At 53.5% G+C, this 22,596-nt stretch carries 21 protein-coding genes; 11 read left to right on the top strand and 10 right to left on the bottom strand.

Annotated elements, in window-relative coordinates:
* Positions 1 to 417: 417 nt before the first annotated feature.
* Entirely contained in the window at positions 418 to 3,429 is a 3,012-nt protein-coding gene (locus Q0W94_RS02970; RefSeq protein WP_297760908.1) for an SMC family ATPase, read from the top strand.
* A 62-nt stretch (positions 3,430 to 3,491) separates the two neighbouring features.
* Complete coding sequence (locus Q0W94_RS02965) at positions 3,492 to 4,742, top strand: VWA domain-containing protein (RefSeq protein ID WP_297760905.1); 1,251 nt, start codon at positions 3,492 to 3,494, stop codon at positions 4,740 to 4,742.
* Here the strand turns inward: Q0W94_RS02965 and Q0W94_RS02960 are convergent.
* The 5 genes from Q0W94_RS02960 to Q0W94_RS02940 all read right to left on the bottom strand — a co-directional run bounded on the left by Q0W94_RS02960 (position 4,734) and on the right by Q0W94_RS02940 (position 9,395).
* A complete protein-coding gene (locus tag Q0W94_RS02960; RefSeq protein WP_297760902.1) occupies positions 4,734 to 5,510 on the bottom strand; it encodes an S-adenosyl-l-methionine hydroxide adenosyltransferase family protein in 777 nt (258 codons plus the stop codon). The two genes, Q0W94_RS02965 and Q0W94_RS02960, sit on opposite strands and share 9 nt — an antisense overlap.
* 7 nt (positions 5,511 to 5,517) lie before the next feature.
* Complete coding sequence (locus Q0W94_RS02955; protein ID WP_297760900.1) at positions 5,518 to 6,252, bottom strand: SDR family oxidoreductase; 735 nt, start codon at positions 6,250 to 6,252, stop codon at positions 5,518 to 5,520.
* Positions 6,249 to 7,478 carry an FAD-binding oxidoreductase gene (locus Q0W94_RS02950; protein ID WP_297760897.1) on the bottom strand — a complete coding sequence of 410 codons (1,230 nt, stop codon included), beginning with the start codon at positions 7,476 to 7,478 and terminating at the stop codon, positions 6,249 to 6,251. Before Q0W94_RS02950 ends, Q0W94_RS02955 begins: the two co-directional genes overlap by 4 nt.
* Positions 7,479 to 7,584: 106 nt before the next feature.
* Complete coding sequence (locus Q0W94_RS02945) at positions 7,585 to 7,992, bottom strand: GtrA family protein (RefSeq protein WP_297760894.1); 408 nt, start codon at positions 7,990 to 7,992, stop codon at positions 7,585 to 7,587.
* Positions 7,989 to 9,395, bottom strand: a complete 1,407-nt coding sequence (locus Q0W94_RS02940) for a UbiA family prenyltransferase (protein WP_297760892.1) — start codon at positions 9,393 to 9,395, stop codon at positions 7,989 to 7,991. Before Q0W94_RS02940 ends, Q0W94_RS02945 begins: the two co-directional genes overlap by 4 nt.
* A gap of 230 nt (positions 9,396 to 9,625) precedes the next feature.
* Between Q0W94_RS02940 and Q0W94_RS12355 the strand changes: the two genes are divergently transcribed.
* Positions 9,626 to 9,931, top strand: coding sequence for a transposase (locus tag Q0W94_RS12355; RefSeq protein WP_399372374.1), 306 nt, complete (start codon positions 9,626 to 9,628; stop codon positions 9,929 to 9,931).
* Between the two features lie 27 nt (positions 9,932 to 9,958).
* A complete protein-coding gene (locus Q0W94_RS12350; protein ID WP_399372086.1) occupies positions 9,959 to 10,408 on the top strand; it encodes a hypothetical protein in 450 nt (149 codons plus the stop codon).
* A gap of 166 nt (positions 10,409 to 10,574) precedes the next feature.
* Here Q0W94_RS12350 and Q0W94_RS02930 read toward each other — a convergent pair whose 3' ends face one another.
* A complete protein-coding gene (locus Q0W94_RS02930) occupies positions 10,575 to 11,705 on the bottom strand; it encodes a hypothetical protein (RefSeq protein ID WP_297760889.1) in 1,131 nt (376 codons plus the stop codon).
* A 214-nt stretch (positions 11,706 to 11,919) separates the two neighbouring features.
* Here Q0W94_RS02930 and Q0W94_RS02925 point away from each other — a divergent pair, with 214 nt between their 5' ends.
* From Q0W94_RS02925 to Q0W94_RS02895, 7 genes are read left to right on the top strand one after another with little or no spacing between them, the layout of a single operon-like run.
* Positions 11,920 to 12,879: an SPFH domain-containing protein gene (locus Q0W94_RS02925; protein ID WP_297760886.1), complete on the top strand. Its 960-nt coding sequence runs from the start codon at positions 11,920 to 11,922 to the stop codon at positions 12,877 to 12,879.
* Between the two features lie 3 nt (positions 12,880 to 12,882).
* A complete protein-coding gene (purS, locus tag Q0W94_RS02920; RefSeq protein WP_297760882.1) occupies positions 12,883 to 13,152 on the top strand; it encodes a phosphoribosylformylglycinamidine synthase subunit PurS in 270 nt (89 codons plus the stop codon).
* Positions 13,153 to 13,157: 5 nt separating this feature from the next.
* Positions 13,158 to 13,409, top strand: coding sequence for a hypothetical protein (locus Q0W94_RS02915; protein ID WP_297760877.1), 252 nt, complete (start codon positions 13,158 to 13,160; stop codon positions 13,407 to 13,409).
* Positions 13,357 to 13,764 carry a hypothetical protein gene (locus Q0W94_RS02910; protein ID WP_297760874.1) on the top strand — a complete coding sequence of 136 codons (408 nt, stop codon included), beginning with the start codon at positions 13,357 to 13,359 and terminating at the stop codon, positions 13,762 to 13,764. Before Q0W94_RS02915 ends, Q0W94_RS02910 begins: the two co-directional genes overlap by 53 nt.
* Positions 13,761 to 14,486 (top strand): phosphoribosylformylglycinamidine synthase subunit PurQ, encoded by a 726-nt coding sequence (purQ, locus tag Q0W94_RS02905; RefSeq protein WP_297760871.1) that lies wholly within the window; start codon positions 13,761 to 13,763, stop codon positions 14,484 to 14,486. The genes Q0W94_RS02910 and purQ overlap by 4 nt, the downstream gene beginning before the upstream one ends.
* Before the next feature lie 28 nt (positions 14,487 to 14,514).
* Positions 14,515 to 15,144, top strand: a complete 630-nt coding sequence (locus tag Q0W94_RS02900; RefSeq protein WP_297760868.1) for a MarC family protein — start codon at positions 14,515 to 14,517, stop codon at positions 15,142 to 15,144.
* A 41-nt stretch (positions 15,145 to 15,185) separates the two neighbouring features.
* The gene (locus Q0W94_RS02895; RefSeq protein ID WP_297760865.1) at positions 15,186 to 15,908 is read left to right on the top strand and encodes a C40 family peptidase; all 723 of its coding nucleotides are present in this window, start codon (positions 15,186 to 15,188) and stop codon (positions 15,906 to 15,908) included.
* Here the strand turns inward: Q0W94_RS02895 and Q0W94_RS02890 are convergent.
* From Q0W94_RS02890 to Q0W94_RS02875, 4 genes are all read right to left on the bottom strand, one after another.
* Complete coding sequence (locus Q0W94_RS02890) at positions 15,891 to 17,054, bottom strand: GuaB3 family IMP dehydrogenase-related protein (RefSeq protein ID WP_297760862.1); 1,164 nt, start codon at positions 17,052 to 17,054, stop codon at positions 15,891 to 15,893. The two genes, Q0W94_RS02895 and Q0W94_RS02890, sit on opposite strands and share 18 nt — an antisense overlap.
* Before the next feature lie 111 nt (positions 17,055 to 17,165).
* Positions 17,166 to 18,071, bottom strand: coding sequence for a hypothetical protein (locus tag Q0W94_RS02885; RefSeq protein WP_297760859.1), 906 nt, complete (start codon positions 18,069 to 18,071; stop codon positions 17,166 to 17,168).
* Positions 18,072 to 18,226: 155 nt separating this feature from the next.
* On the bottom strand, positions 18,227 to 20,410 hold the full coding sequence (glyS, locus tag Q0W94_RS02880; RefSeq protein WP_297760856.1) for a glycine--tRNA ligase subunit beta: 2,184 nt from the start codon (positions 20,408 to 20,410) through the stop codon (positions 18,227 to 18,229).
* Between the two features lie 14 nt (positions 20,411 to 20,424).
* A complete protein-coding gene (locus tag Q0W94_RS02875; protein ID WP_297760854.1) occupies positions 20,425 to 22,572 on the bottom strand; it encodes a polyribonucleotide nucleotidyltransferase in 2,148 nt (715 codons plus the stop codon).
* Positions 22,573 to 22,596 lie beyond the last annotated feature (24 nt).

Here is a 22,596-nt window from a genome sequence, read left to right as displayed (position 1 = left end):
CTACTGTAGGAAAGGACTCTACCTCTTTTACACCCCTTGTAGTAGAGGCTCAACACTACAAAAGCCACGATGGAATCTTCTTCTATCACCGCTTATAGATCCCATAGTTAAGACAAGGGTGGTATATGCTCCATACTTCAGAACATGACTCTAATAAAACTTACGGCGCTTTTTGCAAGAATTGAATATACGCACAACAGTCGCTTCAGTGGGAGGTGGAAAAGCCCGAGGGTGACTTTAGTCCAGACATTGCTAAAGTAAAGGCAATCCTAAATTCGCTGAAAAACCCGAACGACCAGACAGAAAGTAAGGGGAACCCCAAGAGTATACTTTGATTTTAATTTTAGGCCGACTCTCACGGGTGGCACATTCTTCCCCATAGGAATGCCCTAAACTGTGTCAAGGGTGTGGTGCCCTATGATTCCACGTCAACTGGTATTGCGCAACTTCCTCAGCTATCGCCAAGCCACTCTTCCCTTTGCGGGGTTACACCTGGCCTGTATTTGTGGTGCCAATGGGGCGGGCAAGTCTTCGCTCCTTGAGGCGATCGCTTGGGCACTCTGGGGGCAAAGCCGCGCTAGCCGTGAGGATGATGTGATCTACTACGGCGAAATGGAAGCCCAAGTGACGTTTGAGTTTAGCGTCCAAGGGCAGACTTATCGGGTGGTACGGTTGCGGCGACGGGAGCAACAGACGGTCTTGGAGTTGCAGATTCAGACGGCGGCGGGCTACACTCCGCTAACGGGGCGATCGCTACGAGCGACACAGGAAAAAATCATTCAAATTCTTCGCCTTGACTACGCCACCTTCGTCAACAGCGCCTATTTGCGCCAAGGCCGTGCCGATGAATTTATGGCCAAACGCCCCAGTGAGCGCAAGCAACTGCTGGCCACCCTTTTGGGCTTGGATCAATACGAGACCCTAGCGGAAGCGGCGCGCGATCGCGCCCGTGACTACAAAGCCCAAATCAGTGTTCTGGAACAACGGCTTCAGACTTTAGCCGATCAACTGGCCCAAGAGCCCCACCTGCGTGCCCAACAGGCAGCGGTGAACCAGCAGATTCAACAGCAACGGCAGCAGGTACAGCAGTGCCAACAACGACTCCAAGAGCAACAGGCTGCCTACCATATCCATCAACTCCAACAGCGGGACTATGCACACTTGCAACAGCAGCGCGATACGCTGGCGGCAACGATCGCCCATCTGGAGCAGCAGTGCCAGACCCTTCGCCAAGAACAGGCGGCTATTGCGGATTTGGCAGCCCGTGCCCCCCTATTGGAAGCCGCCGTCAGGCAATGGGAGAGCCTGAAAATTGCCGAAGCGCAATTGCAGCAGTGTTTTGGTAACTATCAACAGCTGCGCCAACAGCGCGATCGCCACCAGCAGAGCCTCGACCAACAGCGGCAAGACCTGCTGCGCACCCTCCATGGATTGGAGAGCCAGCAGCAATTTCTTCTGGAACAATGCCAGCAGTTGGAAAAGTTCCTCAAGCAAGAAAATCAGATTGTTGCTGCTTTTGAACAGTTACAGCGAGCGCGCGCTCACCTCCAAGCCCAAGAAGAGCTGCAACAAAAAGTCTTTCCCCTCCTGCAAGCCAAACAGCGCCTCGAACTGGAACAGCAACAGCAGGAACAACGCCTGCGCAGCCGGCGCGATGAATTGCAGCAGTTGTGGCAGCATCTCCGTCAACAGATAGAACGGCAACCCGCTCTCCAAGAGGCAGTGACCCTGATTACAGCGCAGATTGCAACCCTTGAAAAACAGCGTATCTATCAAGACCATGTGCGGGAAAAGGGACTGGAGCGCCGCCGCTTCCTCGAACAACTGCAAGCCCGCCAACGGGAGTATGAGCGGCAAATTAATCAACTGGAGCAGCGCTTGGAACTACTGAATCAACCGGGAGCCATTTGCCCCCTGTGTCAACGTCCCCTCGATCGCGAGCACTACCAGGCTGTCCGGCAACGCCATGTCGCCGAAAAAGAGGAACTGCTGAATCAGGTGTGGGTCATCCGCGAGCAGCTGGCAGTTACCGAGCGCGAAATCCAAGTTTTACGGCGGGAATATCTAACGGTGGGCTATGAGATCTCACAACTGACGCAACTGTTTGAGCAGCGGGGGCAACTGCAGCAACAACTCCAGAGCACCCAAGATTTAGAACCGCAACTGGATCGCCTAGCTGGGGAAATTCAGCAGATTGAGGGACAGCTCCGGAACGGCCATCAGGAAAGCCTTGGGGAACTGCAAGCGATTGAGGCGGAACTGGCACGCCTGAACTATGATGAGAAAAATCTGGCGATCGCCCGCGGCCAAGTGGAAAAATGGCGTTGGGCCGAAGCCAAGGAACAGGAACTCCGCCAAGCCCAACGACAATACCAGCAGATTCAGCAACAACTGCCAAACCTGATTGCCCAACAGGAGGAACTGCAACAGCAGCTCAACGCCCTTGCAACCACTTCCCCTCTTGCTCAGACCTTGGCAAGGATTGACCAGCAATTGGCCGCCCTAGCCTACGATCCAGACCGCCATGCCCAAATTCAGGCCCAACTGGCTGCACTCGCAGCGGACTATGAGGCCTATGGGGCCCTGCAACGGGGGCGATCGCGCCAACCCCAACTCCGCCAAGACCTCAAGCACCTAGAGGAAACGCTGCAGCAACAACGGGCACAACTGCAACGCATCACTGACAAACTCGCCACCCTTGAAGAAACCACTCGCACCGCCAGCCGCCTGGCCGCCGATCTCCATCAACAGCAACAGCACCTCCTCCAGCAACAGCAGACCCTTGAGGCCACCCTTGCCCAGCATGGCAAACTCAGCGCCGAAATAGAGCAACTCCAGCGCCTGAAACAAGAATACGACCAGGGACAGCAAACCCTTGCCCACCTCCGCCATCAATACCGCCTCTACTGCGAGCTAGCCCAAGCCTTAGGCAAAAATGGCATTCCCGCCCTGCTCATTGAAACCGTCTTGCCCCATCTAGAGGCAGAAACCAATCATATCCTCGGTCGCCTCAGCAACCACCAACTCCATGTGCAGTTCATTACCCAGCGCAGCCGCCGTCGCAGTGGAGCCGACACCAAGCCCATTGAAACCCTTGATATTCTCATTGCCGATTGCCAAGGGACTCGTCCCTACGAAAGCTATTCGGGGGGTGAAGCCTTTCGCATCAATTTTGCTTTGCGCTTAGCCTTAGCACGACTATTGGCCCAGCGATCGGGGAGTGATGTCCAGTTTCTGATTATTGATGAGGGATTCGGTACCCAAGATGCCCAGGGGTGTGAACGGCTGATTGCCGCCTTGAACGCGATCGCCCCCGAATTTCACTGCATTCTCGCCATTACCCATGTTCCTGCCCTCAAGGAAGCCTTTCAAACCCGCATTGAGGTTACCAAAGTCGCCGGGGCCTCCCAACTGAGCATCATCACTTAGGCCCATCGTTGGTCTTTTCGCCAAAATGGTAGAGTAGGCTCAGGAAAAACCCCTTTGCAACGATGACGGTTGAACTCATTGCCAAGCTCAGCGATCCCATTATCAGCGCCGGCCAAAGCGCGCAGCGGCAACTGGAACTGACCCTCAGTGCTCAGCGACAGGAACAGCAACGCCCTCCCCTGAATCTCTGTTTGGTTTTGGATCACAGTGGATCAATGGCCTGGGAGCCCTTAGAAATGGTGAAACGGGCAGCCGAGTCCTTGGTCGATCGGTTAATGCCGAGCGATCGCCTGAGTGTCATTGCCTTTGACCACAAAGCGAAGGTTCTGGTGCCCAACCAGACAGTCTGGGACAAGGAGGCCATTAAAGCCCAGATTGCCACCCTCGAACCGGGGGGGGGAACAGCCATTGATGAAGGTATGAAACTAGGGTTGAAGGAAATTGCCACGGGCAAGCAGGGTACCATTTCCCAAATCTTTCTGCTCACAGATGGTGAAAATGAACACGGCGACAACCAGCGTTGCCTTGAGTTGGCCAAGCTGGCTGCGGAGTACAACATTACCTTGAATGCCCTAGGGTTTGGCGTCCACTGGAACCAAGATGTCCTCGAACAAATTGCCGATGCCGCTGGCGGACGGCTGGTGTTTATTGAATATGCTGAGCAGGCGATCGCCTGTTTTCAATCCCTCTTTAGCCACATCAGCAGCGTGGACTACACCAATGCCCATGTCCTACTCACCTTGAGTGAGGCCGCTCAACTGGGGAACTTCAAACCCGTGCACCAAGTTGCGCCCGACACGATTGAACTCACCTACGCAAGCCCCCATCCCCACGAGTATGTGATTCGCGTCGGTGATGTCTCGGCAACCATCAGGCGGACACTCCTCATTACCCTAACGACCCAGCCCTTGCCACCGGGGTCTCACCTCATCGGTTTTGTCCAAGTCCGCTATGATGACCCAGTGCAGCAGTCCGGGGGCCTTTTCTCTGAGAGGATTCCCCTGACGCTCACAGCAGAACCAGAGCACGTGCCCCAAGTAGATCCAGAGGTACAGCAAAGCATTCTCATCCTCGAAAAATACCGCAAAACCAAGCTGGCGGAAACGAAGTTGCAAGCGGGGGATACCGCTGGCGCTGCCACCTTTCTTCAGAGTGCGGCCAAAACTGCTCTACAACTGGGGGATACGGCAGCAGCAAAAGTCCTTGAAGCCTCTGCCCAAGAGCTACAGCAACAATCTACCCTCAGTGAATCTGCCCTCAAGCGCACGCGCATTGCCTCAAAAACAGTCCTGAGCAATGCCCCCTCAAACTAGCCACAGGGCATCGCCATTCTGGCAACCTAGGCGGGATTGGGCACTGCCACTATTCACCGCTAGCTCAATAAACCCATGACTGCCTACCAAGGCAATCAGATGGTGAGGTAGGGCGTCGCCATAGGTGTGGACCAGGGGAATCTGCTGCCCCTGAATCCGGATTTGGTGATAGCCCTTAGCCACCAAATGCCCAGGGAGCGTAGTAATCACATTACCAAAGTGATCAATGGCTTGAATCCAGCCTTGGACGCCCTGGGGGGTCACCTCATAGGTGAGATGGGGCAAGCGCGCCAAACTGTCTGGGGCAATGGCATAGCCAAGGAGAGCAAAATCCGCTCCGGCGGCTAAATGGGCAGCCACGGGGGCAAAAATGTCCCGCCCATGGAAGGTCAAACTGGGACTAGAGGTGCGCCAAAATTGCGGTTGGGTTAGCTCAACGACGCGCCGGGGAGGATAGCGATCGCACACCTGGCTAAAGACCCCATTATCTGGACCCACACAATAGCCAACCCCCAGATCGAGGGCGATCGCCCGCCGACTTGTGCCCACCCCCGGATCCACTACCACGACATGCACCGTTTCAGGGGGAAAATAGGGCACCGCTTGCAGCAGCTGAAAACTGGCTGTGCGGCAATCCTGTGGTGGAATGTCATGGCATAGGTCAATGACCTGAGCTTGGGGGCAAATGCTGAAAATGACCCCCTTCATCACCCCCCCATAGACATCCCGGTAACCAAAATCCGTCAGCAATGTGATCCAAGAAGCCATGGACAGTTCACAGAGACAGTCGCTTAAATAAGGGTTCAGGAATCCAACGAATCACCGCCATGATCCAGCGCCAAGTGGGTCGCACGTAGATCACGTCCTTCTTTTTTTCTATAGCTGAGAAGATTGCATCGGCCACTTCCTTTGGCTCCGCCGTAAGGTGGGGGGGCAATGTCATCCCTTCGGTCATCCGCGTCTTCACATAGCCGGGCAACACCGTTAGGACCTGTACCCCCGATTTGGCAAGGCGATGCCGCAATCCCGACAAAAATGCTGTGAAGCCAGCTTTCGCAGAACCATAGAAGTAATTACTCGCCCGCCCCCGTTCCCCAGCTACAGAGGAAATCCCCACTAACGTACCAAACCCCCGCTGCTCAAACAGATTGGCAAAGAGACTTAAAATAACCGCTGGGCCTTCATAATTGGTGCGCATCACTTCAAGAGCAAGGGATAAATTTTGCTCACATGCTTTTTGGTCTGGCATGAAACCAACAACACAGATCACAATCGCCGGTTGCTCCGGGAGTTGCTGGATAAAGGCTGCATGGGTCTCCAGCGCCAAGACATCGAATTCATGGATACTGACAGCCACACCATAGCGTATTTCCAAATCGGCTTTATCTGGCGCTAGGCGGCTCACCTGCCGTGCAGCCAACTGCATTGGATAGCCCTGAGCTGCAAACCGGTGGGCGATCGCCCGCCCAATATCAGAGGCCGCTCCCAGAATTAACACAGGAGCCGTCATAAATTTAACCTCTGCGACTGTTCTGAAGCAAAGTTCACCCTCCACTGGTGGGCATCCCTGACTTTTACAAACGTTTCTACCCGACAATCGGACTGGCGCAGGCGCAGCGGAGTTAAATGGCTATCCTTGGCAAGGTAAAAGCGACCCCCATGCTGTAGAGTGATCTCCTCCAGTTGATCCAAAAGCTTGAGGGTGCGTTGGCACATCGGAAAGTCCAGAGCCAAGGTATAACCCGCCATCGGAAATGAAAAATAACCCTGTTGATCACCCAACTTCTTCAAAACTCCGAGAAAGGACCCCGCTCCTGCGACTGACGTGCAATGCAGTAACGCCCCTAGACCCTCGCGGGCAGTGCTCAGGGGCAAGACGCATTGGAACTGGACAAAACCACGCCGCCCATAGATGCGATTCCATCCCAAGAGACTATCCAGGGGATAGAAGAAAGTATCCCAATCGACAAAGGACAGGCCAGCCTTGCGTTGACTATTGAGAAAATACAGTTGATTCAAGGCACGCACAGTTAATGAATTCAAGGCACCATTGGGAAAATCCACAGGAATCGAGAACTGACGTCGTTGCGGAGTCTGCAGTGGCCTCTGCCGATATTTGGTTGGCAGCTCCTGGCGTGTCGCGTGTTCCCCTAGCATCACCACAGACCGCCCCAACTGAGAACGAGCCGCTAGACAATCAATCCAAGCCACGGCGTAGGTCACATCCTGCGCAGCCTCAAAGAGATCAACCGCCTCGTCCAAATTCCTGGCGACATAGGTAGTTTGGCGAACCCAAGCCGTCTCAATGGGGCGCAATCGAAAGGCTGCCCTGAGGATCACCCCCGTCAAGCCCATTCCCCCCACCGTCCAGTAAAACAAATCTCGATTTTCTGAAGGGGAGCAGCGATACATTTGCCCCTCGCTGGTTAGGAGATCCAGCCAGTCTAAACTCTGAACAAAACTGCCCTCTTTGTGGTGGTTTTTTCCATGCACATCGGCGGCAATCATACCCCCCACCGTAACAAACTTCGTGCCGGGGGTAATCAGGGGAAACCAACCGCGAGGCACAAAAATCTCTAGAATCTCTGCCAGCAGAACCCCTGCCTCAGCAATCAATTGACCAGTTTGCGGATTAAACCCCAATAGGCGATTGAAGTGGCTCATTTGCAGTGTTGCTTGCCGATTGAGGGCGCTATCTCCGTAGGCACGGCCATTTCCACGGGCAATGAGTGGCAAACCTCTGTTGAGAAGCTGGATAATCTCGGATTCTGAGCGCGGGCAATAAACATGACAGGTCTGCACAGGATAGCGTCCCCAGCCGCAGAGCCTTTTAAGAGAACTCCTAGGAGTCATTAGAGAAGACATATCGTTTATCCAAGTGATACTTGACCCCATAGCCAATAGCTAAACCAATAATGGCACCCATTTCCCGCATAAAATGGCTTTGCCAAATCAACCAAAATACGGTTTCAAATCCCCAAAAAATGGCGGTTGTAAAAATTCCCATTGAAGCATACAGACTAAATTGACGGCTATAATGATGGATACCCTTTTTATGATCAAAGAAAATCCATCGCTTATCCAGATAGTATTTCACCACCAATCCCACGAGCGTACCCACTGCCACTGCGGCCATAAAATAAGGCAAGCTATTATCAATAATTAATATTATCCTCTGAAAAAATAAATTCATCAAGGTAGCAATCACCGCAAAAGCAGTATAGCGAATAATTAGGGTTTGTAAAGTCATAAAACTCCACCTAGGATAAAGCAAACCAGACAAATCAAGAAACAGATTTGACTTTGTCGATCTTTAATTGCATAAACAATTGGATCATAGTGCATCAAACCGCGGTGGGTCAGCATGATGGTTCGGGTAATCCAGTATAGAAGCACACAGCAAATGCCCCAGAGTACCTGCGGTTTTGTGTAAAGAAGCTGCACTTGGGGAGAGTTGATATAGAGCGCCAGCACCAAAATTGAGACATAACCCGCCCCAATGGCCATCATGCTAATAATCGGCAAATCGTCAACGTGGTAGCCTCGACCACTGGCCTTGAGCTGTTTGCGGTGATAGTGATCCACCAGTTCTGCTTGCCGCTTGACACTTGCCAGACAAAAGAAGAAAAAGATGGAGAACGCCAAAAGCCACACACTGAGGGAAATCCCTGTGGCAACCGCACCTGCAAAGATGCGAATCGTGTAAAGGCCAGCAAGGAGGCAAATGTCAATAACTATCTGCCGCTTTAGGTAAAAGGAGTAGGCAGTCGTGAGACCATAATAGGCAAGGAGAAGGCCCAGAAATGACCAACTAATGGTGGTGGCGATCGCCATGCCGGCGCCGAGGAGGATCAAAATCAGCCATATCCCGTGGGAGAGGGGAATATCTCCAGCGGCAAAGGGACGATGACGCTTGCGGGGATGGGCGCGATCGGCCTGCAAATCTAAAAGATCATTTAAAACATAGACACTGGACGCCGTCAGACTAAAAGCAATTGCTGCCACCAGCGCAATCCAAAAAGTGGGCAAATTAAACTGATGCCCTGCAAGCATCGGCACAAAGACCAACACATTTTTTACCCACTGATGGGGCCGAATTTCCTTGAAGTAGGGTTGAATGCTGCGTTTTGCACTCCCTAGATGTTCCACATTGGGATTGATTTGCTCGACTTTTTGGCGTAGCCGAGGAGAGGCATTGACGGTAATTGCTTTGGCCGCAACTGCCCACACAGGTAAATCAGCCACAGAATTGCCCATGTAGATAACATTTTGCTCACCAAAGTGCTCTAGGATAAACCTTGCCTTGTTTTCTCCCTTCAAATTAAGCTGGCCATCAGAACCATAAACCTCATCAAAAAGCCCCAAATGGGCAGCAATCGTTTCAGCAACGAGTTGATCAGTGGCAGTGATGAGGGCAACCTTACCCCCCTTGGCTTTCCAATCTTGAATATACTGAATAACTTCTGAGTTATAGGGTAATGTGGTAATGTCTAAATCAGCACAGGTAGCTAATTTTCCTTTGATCTGAGCAGGATTGAAGCTTCTTATTTTGAAGAATTGAATTAGAGACCTACCAAAAGACAAACAGATTAATTCTAGAAGAACATCCGTTGTCAGTAGGGTGTTATCGAGATTAACAAGAAGATAAACCATTTTTTACAATTTAAGGTTTTGCTGGGCGTTGGTGCAATAACAATAGTATTTTACTTCTACACTAATAGATGGTCGTTTGACAGACAAAGGGAAAGCAAATGGTAGTAAGAACCCAGCGAAACGAGCGCATGGCAGAGGAGAAACATCGCTACTAGGTGAAGAACTAGGCGAAATATGACCATGCACTGGTCAATCATAGCAACCAAACGATCTAGTTTGATGAGGAGGACATTGCCAAGAACTGGACGCCCCTTCCTCCGAACGGGCGAGGTAGGTCGAGGCTTTATTCTGACTGGGCCATTCAATTCTGTCTGATGATCAAGATTCTGTCCCGTCCGCCCTATCGTGCTGCGGAAGGGTTGGTGAACTCCCTGATGCGCCTGTGTGGGCTGAACTTGCCGGTGCTGAATCACGCTCATCTGTCGCGCCAGGCGGCCACGTTGGAAGTGAAGATTCCACATCGTTGGAGAACAGGTGCGATCCATGTCGTGGTGGACTCGATCGGTTTGAAGATTTTCCGTGAAAGTGAATGGTAAGGTGCACCAGCATGGGGCACTCAAGCGTTGCACCTGGCGCAAAATCGATCTGTCGGTAGATGCAACGACCAAAAGAACATCGTCCGCATCGAGATCACCACTACCCACTGGCACGACAGTGAAGTCTTTCCTGACCTGCTCTCGAAAGTCGAAGGCGACATTTCCGAAGTCAGTGCCGATGGCACTTACGACGCCGAGGCAGTGCATGCTGCCACCAGCGAACCTCAGGTGAAGGTAAGCATACCGCCGCGCGAGGAGGCGGTGCCTTGGGGGAATAGTCCTCCCCGTGACCTGATCCTCGCCGAGATTGCCGCCAAGGAACAGGAAGGTTGGAAGGAAGAATCTGGCCATCACCTGGGCAGCCTTGCCGAGAATATGATGTACTGGTTCAAGCAACTGGGGATCATCTCTTCCCACGGGCCTTTGACTGGCAGGTTGCGGAGAGTCATGTGCGTGCGGCGATCATCAAGACTTTGACCTATCTTGACACGCCACAGTGCGTGCGGGCTGGGCATAGTGCGCCTGCTGCATGAATCAGGATGGAGAGAGGGGAAGATTATGCTGGAAACCGGTGATTCAACCCATAGGTATATTAATCAATAAAGCTAATTGTGTACCAACACCCGCATAAACCATTGTTTTTTTAACCCAGATTGTCTATTAGCCACTTTAATGCACGTCTTAAAAAACCAGTGTCATATCCACCAACACAACAGTGTGGTATGGACCAAGTTGTTAGATAGATTAGTCCAGTAACGATAAAAATTCGTCTGTAGCGATACTTAATGTCTACTTCGCTTGCAAGAGCAAGACAGAAAAACATAAATATGATGACATGAACCCAACGACCCCAATCAATTGCAACGAGAAAAAGAGGAAAGATTGTTGCTATGCTAGCCAAAAACAGAATTTTTCGTTCTTTGTTCCACCATGTAGTAAATGAAAGAGGAAGTAGTGCAAGCCAAAGGAATAAAGGGGTAAAGATAGACCGGTGATTCAAAGAACTTAGTACACGTCCTAGCGCAGGACCGATATCTTCGCTAAGCCAATCGATAGATCCTTTACAGATATTGGGATCAAGGTTGCGAGTTGTTAAAGATTGACAAATGGCCTGCTCTAAAGCCTCATTGCCTTTATAAAAAAAAGCGAGAAGCAAAATTACTGAGCTTGCTATGGTGAGGATTAAGCTGTAGGCAATAGCGGTACGACTAGTGATAAGTCCGTCTTTTGTACTCACATAAATCAAATAAATAAAAAACGGTAGCGTGAAAACAGTTAATTCATGCGAGAGTGCTGCTACGCTCCAAGCAACAGATATCAAGGTTAGCTTAAAAGGGGTGACATTCTTATTGGCATATATCAGGCAAAAAAAAGCAAAGATTAGGAAAATAAGAATTTCCTTTCGGAATCCACCTTGTATATCGTAAAAAGGGAAGAGCAAAAATGCTGGCGAAAATAGAATTAAAAGCCAAAACAAACTTCTTTTCTTTCTATAATAGAGCTTTAGTACAAGACCAAAAATTAGAGCATAGACAGCTACTTGTGTGATATAGGTTACCCATAACAATGGTAAACCAAAATCTGAGACTTTTAAGAAGAAGCTCCCTATTAGTCCTCTTCGTACGAATCCTGCACTGTAATTGATTAGCCAATCACCCGTTTTCCAGTTGTTTCCGCCATTCAAAATTTCTATTGCGTAATAACGACAAAAGTAGGTAAAAAATATCCAAACTCCATATGGTGCATATTTTTCTATTTTTGTTTTGCTGAGCATCTCAGAACAATTTTCTCTCTAGAGAGGGCGTTGGTGCATTAAAGCAGCTAACGGAATCTGCGGAAAAGAGATGTGCGGTTGCATCACAAATATCATAAGTAGCAACACCCCTCCCAGGGGAATGGGTAACAGATTATGAATTCTCTGCCGCTGGGCATGACGCTCAAAGGGCAAGCCACTAGAGTAGTAGTGAACTGGTTTGGGAACCACAACCATGAATGAGCTCTTTGCTTTGCTGTCTTTCTTGGGGTTTGGGACCTGGGGTGTCGCTAGCTCTGTGCGGATTGTCAATCAGGGCAATATGGCGCTGGTGGAGCGGTTGGGCAGCTATCACCGTCGCTTGGAACCGGGGTTGAATTTTATATTGCCAATCTTTGAGCGCGTGGCCTTTGAGGAAACGATTCGGGAAAAGGTCCTAGATATTCCGCCGCAGCAGTGTATCACCCGTGACAATGTAACGATTACCGTGGATGCCGTCGTTTACTGGCGGATTATTGATATGGAGCGCGCCTACTATAGGGTGGAAAACCTGAAAATGGCGATGGTGAATTTGGTGCAAACGCAGATTCGGGCAGAAATGGGGAAGCTAGAACTGGATGAAACTTTTACCGCCCGTACCCAAGTGAATGAGACCCTGCTACGGGATCTTGATATTGCTACAGATCCGTGGGGCGTGAAGGTGACCCGTGTGGAACTGCGGGATATTGCCCCCTCGCAGGCAGTCCAAGAGTCGATGGAGCTGCAAATGTCTGCGGAGCGCAAAAAACGCGCTGCTATTCTCACCTCCGAAGGGGAACGGGAAGCGGCCATCAACTCTGCTCGGGGTAAAGCAGAAGCTCAAGTGTTAGCCGCCGAGGCAGAACAAAAAGCCGCCATTCTGGCAGCGGAAGCAGAACAAAAAGTGGTCGTGTTGCGTGCCCAAGCCGAGCGTCAAGATCAGATTTTGCGTGCCCAAGGAACTGCAGAAGCGATGAAGATTATTGCGGCAGCACTGCACGAAGATCCCAAGACGAAGGAAGCGCTCCAGTTTCTCCTTGCTCAGAGCTACTTGGATATGGGACGCACCATTGGCCACAGTGATAGCAGTAAAGTACTATTTATAGACCCCAGCAGTATCCCAGCCACGATTGAGGGGGTAAAGTCCCTAATCGAGCAGTCTCCCCGCGAGGTATAGTCCATGGCACAATTCCGGGCACAGGTGTTTGTGACACTGCGACCATCGGTGTTAGATCCCGCAGGAGTCGCCGTACAGGCGGGGATCCATCATCTGGGTTATACAAATGTGCAATCGGTGCGGATTGGCAAACTGGTGGAACTGACCCTAGAGGCCCGCGATCGCGCCACTGCCGAGGCACAACTCACCGACATTGCCGATCAACTGTTAGCCAATCCGGTGATTGAAACCTTTCGCATTGAATTGCAGGAGCTGGCGACTGCCGCAGCGTAGGCACGATGTTCAACTGGTGGGATGATCTATTAGCCAGTATCGAGGCGGGCATCAAGGCCGGCATTGAATCGGGATTACAGTCCCTGGCCCACACCCTTGCCCCTTTGCTGCAAGTGCCGGAAGCCACAGCTCCCTTCCAGCGCATTGCCTTCTTGCGGGCGGGGGTGGATCAACCGATCGCTGGCTCCGGCGTGAGAGTCGAAGGTGGCTGCTTGGTGTCTGGAGTCCCACTGGCCGCAGACAGTTCCCCTCTTTGAACTCCCGGAAGCCCATCTGTGGCTGGAAGTGCCCTCTGCCCAAGGGGGAGATCAACTGCTCCTGTGCCGTGCTTTAGTCAAAACCGGGAGCTTGCCGGAGGGGGCACAACTGTTCCTCAGCCGCAGTCAACCCTTGGGTTGGACATTTTCGCGCACGGTTTCCCTCGTGGGCGATCGCGACTGGCACCTGTGCGAGGTGCCTTTTCACCTCAAACCAGAACCCCAGACCCCCGGCTTGATTAAAATTGGGGTGGAATTCATGGGACGCGGTGTGGTCTGGCTACGGGACATTGAGCTCCTCCATGCCCCCGCCAAGTTAAAGCCAATTACTGATGTGATGGATGGATTGCTGTGAGTCATGGCCTAAACGTAGGGATTGTCGTTTTTCCCGGATCTAATTGCGATCGCGATGTGGCCTACGTCACCAGTGAAATTCTCCAGTGGCCCACGCAACTGCTGTGGCACGAGGAGACCGATCTGCGGGATTACGATTTGATTGTGCTGCCGGGGGGCTTTAGTTTTGGCGATTATTTGCGCTGTGGAGCGATCGCCCGCTTCTCACCGATCATGGCTGCCGTCAAAGACCATGCCGCCGCTGGCAAGTGGGTTCTAGGCATTTGTAATGGCTTTCAAATCCTGACGGAGGCAAAACTGCTGCCGGGTGCCCTAGTGCGCAATCGGGACTTGCACTTTATTTGCGATCGCGTCCATTTGCGCTTAGAAGCCAAAGAGCGGCCATGGCTGCAGGCCTATGGCGATAAAACCGTGATTCGCTTGCCCATTGCCCATGGTGAAGGCTGCTACTATGCCGATCCCGCCACCCTCGCCGAACTGGAAGCCAACCGCCAGGTCCTCTTTCGCTATGCCGATGCCCAGGGGAATGTCACCCCCGAAAGTAATCCCAATGGCTCCCTGAATAATATTGCCGGTATTTGCAATGCGGCCGGCAATGTTGTGGGCATGATGCCCCACCCTGAGCGGGCGGCTGACCCTGCCTTGATCAACTCCCCCAGTGACCATACCCTGGAGGGCCTACAATTGTTTCAGTCACTGCTAGGGGCCCCTGTCTGTTGCTAGAGGAACAGTGCCCAGCTAATGCATCTCCATGGAGCCACTGCTGTCTTATCTGGTGGGAGCAATTGCAGCCCTTTTTCCCATTGTTGATCCCATCGGAGCGATTCCCATTTTCTATGCCCTCACTGCCAAGCAATCTCACCAACGCCGTTGTCAGCAAGCAAAACAGGTAGCCCTCAACGTGGCGGCGGTGCTAACTGTCTTTTTCCTCATGGGAAAAGGGATTCTCGCCTTCTTTGGCATTTCTCTGCCGGTGGTACGTATTGCTGGTGGCTTGATTGTTAGCCATACCGCTTGGCAGATGGTGACATCTCAGGACCGGTTGACCCATCAGGAGCAAACGGAAGCAGCAGATAAGGCGGACATCTCCCTGACCCCCATGGCTGTTCCCCTCCTCAGCGGCCCGGGGGCGATCGCCATGACCATTAGCCTCTCTACTCGCTGTCATACCTGGCTAGAATATTTGGGGGCATGGCTGGGAATTTTGTTGCTGAGCACAATGGTTTACCTCCTTTTGATCTTGGGAGAACCCCTCAGTCAAGCCTGGGGAATTACCGGTCGGGGAGCTTTGACACGACTGTTGGGCTTTTTTATTCTAGCGATCGCCGTCCAGTTCATTGCCGACGGCAGTCTGGCGCTCCTCCAGCCCTTGTTGAGCTAGCGTAGTTCGTCCTCTTATCAATAGCTATCCAGTCCATCCAAATGCCAATTTTTGCAACCAAGGGTGCCCACGTTTACCAACTGCACCAACTCACGGCAACGGTGAACCTCTACGACGCCCCCAGGGGCGATCGCTTGGCAACCCAAGGGGCAGCAGGACGGTTTCTCTGGGTATCTGCTCTGGCGTCTGAAGGGACCTACGTACAACTGGCGGAAGATGAATACTGGGGCTGGTTAGATCCAGAGGATTACCGCCATCTCACACCCGCCACCCAGCCCTATCAACCCATTGCCCGCGATCGCGCCGACATCGAGGCTGTCCTTGAAGACGTTATTGCCTTTTGCTTGGCGGCACAGCAGGTCCCCCATGAGTATCTTTGGGGCGGAACCGTCGCCCCCCACTATGACTGCTCTGGCTTAATACAGGCGAGTTTTGCCAGTCAGGGCATTTGGCTACCGCGGGATGCTTATCAGCAGGAGGCCTTTGCCACCCCCCTAGGGAGCAACTCGATTGCGGAAACCCTACCCCAACTTCAGCGGGGCGATCTGGTCTTTTTCGGCAGCTGTGAAAAGGCGACCCATGTGGGCCTCTATCTGGGGCAGGGCCAGTATATCCATAGCTCTGGCAAGGAATATGGCCGCAATGGCATTGGCATTGATACCCTCTTCCCCAGTGAGGATGCCGTGAGCATTGCCTATCAGCAGCAGTTTCGCGGTGGGGGCCGCATTGAGTATAGTTATCTGCCCCTAGCGACCCATCCCTAGTTTTTGCGCTTTTTGATAGACCTTACCTTCCGTGAGGAGGGAAGGAGCAATGACAATCTCCACCTGCTGCATTTCCCGCAGATCCTTGGCCCCAAGGGTCCCCATACTGGTTTGCAGGGCCCCCAGGAAGTTGTGGGTGCCATCGTCCAACTGGGCGGGTCCCCGGAGAATCTGCTCAAGGGTACCTGTGGTGCCCACATGAATGCGCGTCCCCCGAGGCAGGACAGGACTAGGCGTGGCCATACCCCAGTGATAACCGCGACCAGGGGCTTCTTTAGCACGGGCAAAGGGCGACCCCATCATCACTGCATCTGCGCCGCAGGCAATACATTTGCAGACGTCGCCACCGGTGACAAGGCCGCCATCGGCAATCACAGGCACATAGCGCTGCGTCTGTTCAAAATAGGCATCCCGTGCCGCTGCGCAGTCGGCGATCGCCGTCACTTGAGGCACGCCCACTCCAAGCACCCCACGGGAGGTACAGGCCGCCCCTGGACCAATGCCCACCAGAATTGCCGCCGCGCCACAGTGCATAAGACTGAGGGCCACCTCATAGGTGACGCAGTTCCCCAAAATAACGGGCATCGGCATCCGCTCACAAAAGGCAGCCAAGTCTAGGGGATCTGTCCCCGCAGGCGCAAGGTGAGCCGGTGAGACAACGGTTGCTTGCACAAAGAGCAAATCCGCCCCTGCCGCTGCCACCACATCACCGAAACGACTGGCCCCCGCTGGGGTTAAACTGACGGCCGCAATCCCCCCTTGGGATTTGATTTCTTGAATGCGTTTTTCAATGAGCTGGGGTTGAATTGGCTGGGCATACAACTGCTGCATCAGGGGCACAAATTCATCCACACTGACGCTGGCAATGCGTTCGAGAATCGGTGCGGGATCTTCATAGCGGGTTTGAATCCCCTCAAGATTGAGGACGCCCAGTGCCCCCATTTGGCTGAGTTTGACGGCCATCGTAACATCCACGACCCCATCCATGGCACTGGCAATAATCGGAATTTCCCGTTCAATGGCACCAATGCGCCAGCGGGTATCCACCAATTGAGGATCAAGGGTGCGGTTGCCGGGGACAAGGGCAATTTCATCAATACCGTAGGCGCGGCGGGCGGTGCGATGTCCCCCTAGTTGAATTGTCATGGTGTTCCTCGCAGTTGGTAGGCTAAATGATAAGTACCGGGTTTGAGCTGTTGTGGGCAGTGGAACAAATTTACAAAAATTTACAACACCTTGACAAGCCATGGTTTGGCGCTAGTTCAGTGGTGGGTTGGGCGATCGCCGAACCGAGCGAAAGGACGTCGGACGGGGCGCTGGGGGCGATGCAGCGGGGCGCTGGGGGCGGGCTAGCCGCGCCTTGGCCTTGGCTTTCTTCTTGGGCTTCTTGATTTTGCGCGGGGGCAGAATGCCCACTGTGGTTGCCTCCTGGACCACTAACTGTGTTCCCTGCCGCTGCACTTGAAGATCCCAAAAGTATCCTGGTGACTTCATGGGGACTGTCCCCTGCAGTTTGAGTTTAAAGGCCTTGGGTTTTTCACCCCGCCGCCGCGGCAACTGCTGGATTTTAACGACGACAAAGTTCTTTTCTTGGGAGTTGAAGATCACTTCTCCGCGTACAGAAAAGTAACCGTCATTGACGCCGGGATCCACTGCTGTGGCATTGGCCTGTTGCAGGCGCTCCGGTTCCCATACGCCGACAATTTGCAGGTGCAGTTTCACCGCTTCTTTGTTTTTGTCAGCATCACGGGTGCGCGGGTAGACTACCCAGAGGTGGGGTTCATTCAAGTCGAGATACTTTTTAATCAGGTTCATCACCTGCCCCAAGAGGACGGTTTCAATTTCCACACCATCCTCGGTAATCATTACCCCTCGGTTGAACTCCTGCTCCGAAGCGGGTATATAGCGACCCCGCACAACTCCGATCGCCCGATATTGCATCCGTTCACTGGGGGGTGGGATGGGTTGGGGGCAGGAAGGAAGATCCGGTTGCCTAGGAATGGGTTCTTCAGGAGCAGCATTGACCTTGGGCAGTGAGCTACCCGCTGCGGCAACACCGAGAATTTCCGGGCGAGGCTTGGTTTCTAAATCAGGGGAAGGCGTTGGCGGCGTCGCTGGGGTCTTCTTGGCGCGGGGGCGCTTGGCGGGCGGTTCAGCAGTCATGGCAATTCTCGCAAACAGGCTAAAGACCAACTGAGTAACTGTTCAGATGAACAGGCCACGGCAATTCTCAATTGGGGTACTCTCAATTATGCGTTGCCGCTGTGAGCTAAGCAACACTTTTAGGCTTGCCCAAATTCCTGCCAAACGTTTGAGAACTATGGGGCTGATGGAACGCTCTCGGTTTGGACAATCGCCCCAAAATCGCCAATAATTGCCGCACAGTTGCGCAACAGACCAAGGAGGGCTAAACGATTGGCACGCAGCGTCGCATCCTCTGCCATCACCAACACACTTTCTTCCCCATCGAAGAAGCGACTGACAATCGGGGCAAGGGAGGCTAAAGCACGCACAATTTCGCCATAGGCCCGCTGCCCCTGGGCCTGTTGCACCGTTGGCAAGATGTCCTTGAGGGCACTGTAGAATTCCTTTTCAATGGGGGCTTGCAGGTGCTTGGCCTTGACTGCGCGGATATTGAGGCAGTCTGTCTTTAGGGTGCCTTGGCGTGCTAAGCGAGCAGCGCGGTTCACCGTGGGGTAAATGGCCATGAGGTCACCAGATTGGCGCAGTTTTTGCAGAAATTGGGCGCGATCGCGGGCATCAACCACATCCTGGAGGGCACGAGTCTGCAACTCCGGCTGATCCTCTGGAATCACAGCATTCACCAAGTCATACTCAATGCCTAGGTCTTCTTGAAGCAGTGTCCGCAGCCGTTGGCTAAAAAACTGCCGCAGTTGCTGTTCTAAATCAGCGGCACTGAGCTTGGCAGCAAATTGGCGACAAAAGGCTTGGGCAGCCTCCTGTAGCAGAGCGAGGAGATTTAGGTGGTGTTCCCCCTGCCAGAGGATGGTGATTACCCCATTGGCCGCCCGCCGTAGGGCAAAAGGATCCGAAGAACCCGTGGGACACAGGCCGAGGCCAAAGAGGGAGACGAGGGTATCCAAGCGATCAGCCAATCCCACCACCTGACCCGTGAGGCTTTGGGGCAGGCGATCGCCAGCAAAACGAGGCAGATAATGTTCAAAAATTCCCATGGCCACCGCTGGGGCTTCCCCAGAGACCCTGGCATAGACTTGTCCCATGTAGCCCTGCAGTTCAGGAAATTCCCCCACCATCTGCGTCACTAGATCCGCTTTGCATAAGCAAGCTGTGCGTTCAATGGCAGCAATATCCGCAGCCGCACAATTTAAAGCGGTGGCAATTTGACGCGCCAGAGCGGTTAGCCGCTTCACTTTGTCCGCCATCGATCCCAATTCATCTTGGAAGGTCACCGTGGCTAGTTTTCCGCAGTAGTGCTCTAGGGGCTGTGCCGTATCCGCTCTGTAGAAGAACTCAGCATCCGCTAGGCGGGCCCGAATCACCCGCTCATTCCCAGCACGAATTAAGGGCGTGGCCGCCGGATCGCCATTGCTAATCGTGATGAACACCGGCAGCAACGCCTGGCGAGTCGCATCGGTGTACACGGGAAAATACCGCTGATGGGACACCAATACGGTGGTAATCACCTCAAGGGGCAGAGCAAGAAACCGGGCTTCAAAACTCCCCAAGACCGCTGTGGGCCATTCCACAAGGTGGGTGACTTCCTCCAAAAGGGGCACTTCTAAATCTACCCATCCCCCTGCCTGGGCAGCAAGGGCGGCAATTTGCTCGCGAATCCGTTGCTGGCGGGCTTCTGGATCCACCAGGACCCCTGCCTTTTCAAGGGCAGAGGCGTAGTCTTGGGCATGGTTAAGGACAATAGCGCCTTCAGAAAGCACCCGATGGCCATAGGTGGTGCGATCGCTGGCAATGGACACAGAATGACTTTCCAAGACCAAGGGCAACACCTGCTCATCCCACAGCAGCACCAACCAGCGAATGGGACGGGAAAAGCGCAGATCGCCATCTCCCCAGCGCATGAAGCGAGGACCCTCAAGGGCAGCAATCCACTGTTGCGCCAAGGCGGTCAAGAGTTGAGGAGTTGGTTGGCCAGGGCGAACTTGCTTGAGATAGACCACCTCCCCCTTTTCTGTGGCGCGAATTTCAATCTCCTCGAGGGTGCCTTGGCGCGATCGCAGGAACCCCAATAGGGCAGGGGTGGGTTCCCCTTCCCGAAAGGCCACGGTGGCCGCTGGCCCTTTGATCTCAATTGCTTGATCCGGCTGTTGGGGCGGTAGCCCTTCAATCAGGACTGCCAGGCGGCGGGGGGTTCCCCAAACCTGGACCTTCCCCGTAAGTCCCTGCTCTTTGAGGGTTTGCGGAATCAAAGTGTGCCACTGGCGGAGGGCACTACTGACAAAACGGGCAGGCAGGTCCTCGGTCCCCACCTCCAAGAGAAAGGTATGCAGTGATGACTCAGGCATGGTGATCATTGGTTTTAGAGCATCGAGCTACTGCGGGCAGCTTCCGCTTCGTCGGGATGAATGCCAAGGCGGGTGAGGTTAATGCGGCCTTTGCTGTCCACCTCACGGATTTTGACGACAATTTCATCGCCAATTTTCACTTCATCTTCGACTTTACCGACGCGATACTCCGCCAACTGGGAAATGTGGATCATCCCCTCTTTGCCCGGCAGAAACTCGACAAACGCACCGATGGGAATAATCCGTGTCACCCTGCCCAGATAGACATCACCGGCGTTGAGCTTTCGCGTTAGGCCCTCAATGGCAGCCCGGGCTTGCTTCGCATTGGTTTCATTGGGGGCAGTAATGGTGACTAGCCCCTCTTCGCTGATGTCCACCTTGACGTTGTATTGCTCAGAGATACCGCGCACAGTTTTGCCCCCTGGACCAATGACCAGGCCAATCATATCGGGGGGAATTTGCAACGTCAGCAGCCGTGGCGCACTGGGGGGCAGTTGTGGACGGGGTTTATCGAGCACCGCTAGCATTTTCTCAAGGATATGGAGCCGCGCCGGCCGCGCCTGTTCGATCGCCTGCTTAATCACGGCAACGGGCAAGCCGGTAATTTTCATATCCATTTGCAGGGCGGTGATGCCGCTATCGGTGCCGGCCACTTTGAAGTCCATGTCGCCAAGGAAGTCTTCAATCCCCTGAATGTCGGTCAGGATGCGCACCTCATTGCCCTCCTTGATCAACCCCATGGCCGCACCACTGACGGGCTTGCGGATTGGTACCCCGGCATCCATCAAGGAGAGGGTGGAACCACAAACGGATCCCATGGAGGTCGAGCCATCGGACGAGAGCACCTCCGATACCACCCGGATCACGTAGGGAAACTCCTCCTTGGGGGGAAGGACGGGTTCAAGGGCACGCTCAGCAAGGGCACCATGGCCAATTTCGCGCCGCCCCGGCGATCGCAGGGGTTTGACTTCACCGACGGAGTAGGGAGGAAAGTTGTAGTGGTGCAGATAACGTTTGCTGTCCTCAGGATGCAGATCATCCAGGGCTTGGGCATCGGCAGGCGAACCGAGGGTGGTCACGGACATCACCTGCGTCAAGCCACGATTAAAGAGGGCACTGCCATGAACCCGCTCTGGGAGAACCCCCACCTCACACCAAATAGGACGCACTTCATCGAGACGGCGGCCATCCACTCGCACCCCTTCCTCAATAATTTGCTGCCGCATGAGCTTTTTCGTGACGGCCTTAAAGAGGGTGGGTAGGGCTTTGGGGTTTTCCGCCGCCGCCACAGCCACCGGGTGATCTTCGGGCAGGGCAGCAATTTCTTGGGCGATCGCCCCTTGCACCTCGTCGAGGGCCGCATCCCGGACATTTTTGTCCTTTTCAAAGCGTTTGAGAATGGCTTTGACTGGTTGAGCAGCGCGATCGTAGATAAAGTTTTCTAAGGTGGGGTCAATGGCCGGTGGCTCAGCGCGGACAATGTCAATGCCCAATTCCTTGAGGAGATCCCGCTGCGCTTGAATCAGGTCCTGGATCACCTCATAGGCAAAGTCAATGGCCTCAATCATGTCGGCTTCCGGCAGTTCATTGGCACCGGCCTCCACCATCACCACACCATCGGGGGACCCGGCAACGACAAGATCCAAGCCACCGCGCTCAATTTCTTTGTAGGTGGGGTTGATAACAAACTCATCCCCCACCAGGCCGACGCGCACCGCCGCCATCGGACCATTAAAGGGAATTTGTGCCAAGAGAACGGCAATTGAGGCTCCCGTTACCGCCAACACATCGGGGGGAACATTTTCATCGAGGGAAACCGTCGTTGCCACCACTTGGAGATCATCGCGCAACCATTGGGGAAACAGAGGGCGCAGCGGCCGGTCAATCAGACGCCCAATGAGAATGGCTTTTTCGGGGGGGCGCCCCTCACGCCGTAAAAAACCCCCGGGAATCCGGCCAGCGGCATAGAGGCGCTCTTCGTAATCCACAACCAGGGGCAAAAAATCAATACCTTCGCGGGGGGCAGCACGATTGGCCGTTACAAGTACAGCCGTTTCTCCCGAACTAATGAGAATGGAGCCGGCGGCTTGGGGGGCAAATTTTTGCAATACTACCTTAACATCCCGTCCATCTAGGGGGATAATCTTTTCTAGACCCTTCATTTGCGTTCTATTGTGTCCTTACTT

This window comes from Thermosynechococcus sp., assembly GCF_025999095.1.
GTDB lineage: Bacteria > Cyanobacteriota > Cyanobacteriia > Thermosynechococcales > Thermosynechococcaceae > Thermosynechococcus.
The sequence above is the reverse complement of the archived record's forward strand: the minus strand, read 5'-3'. Positions and strand labels throughout refer to the sequence as shown.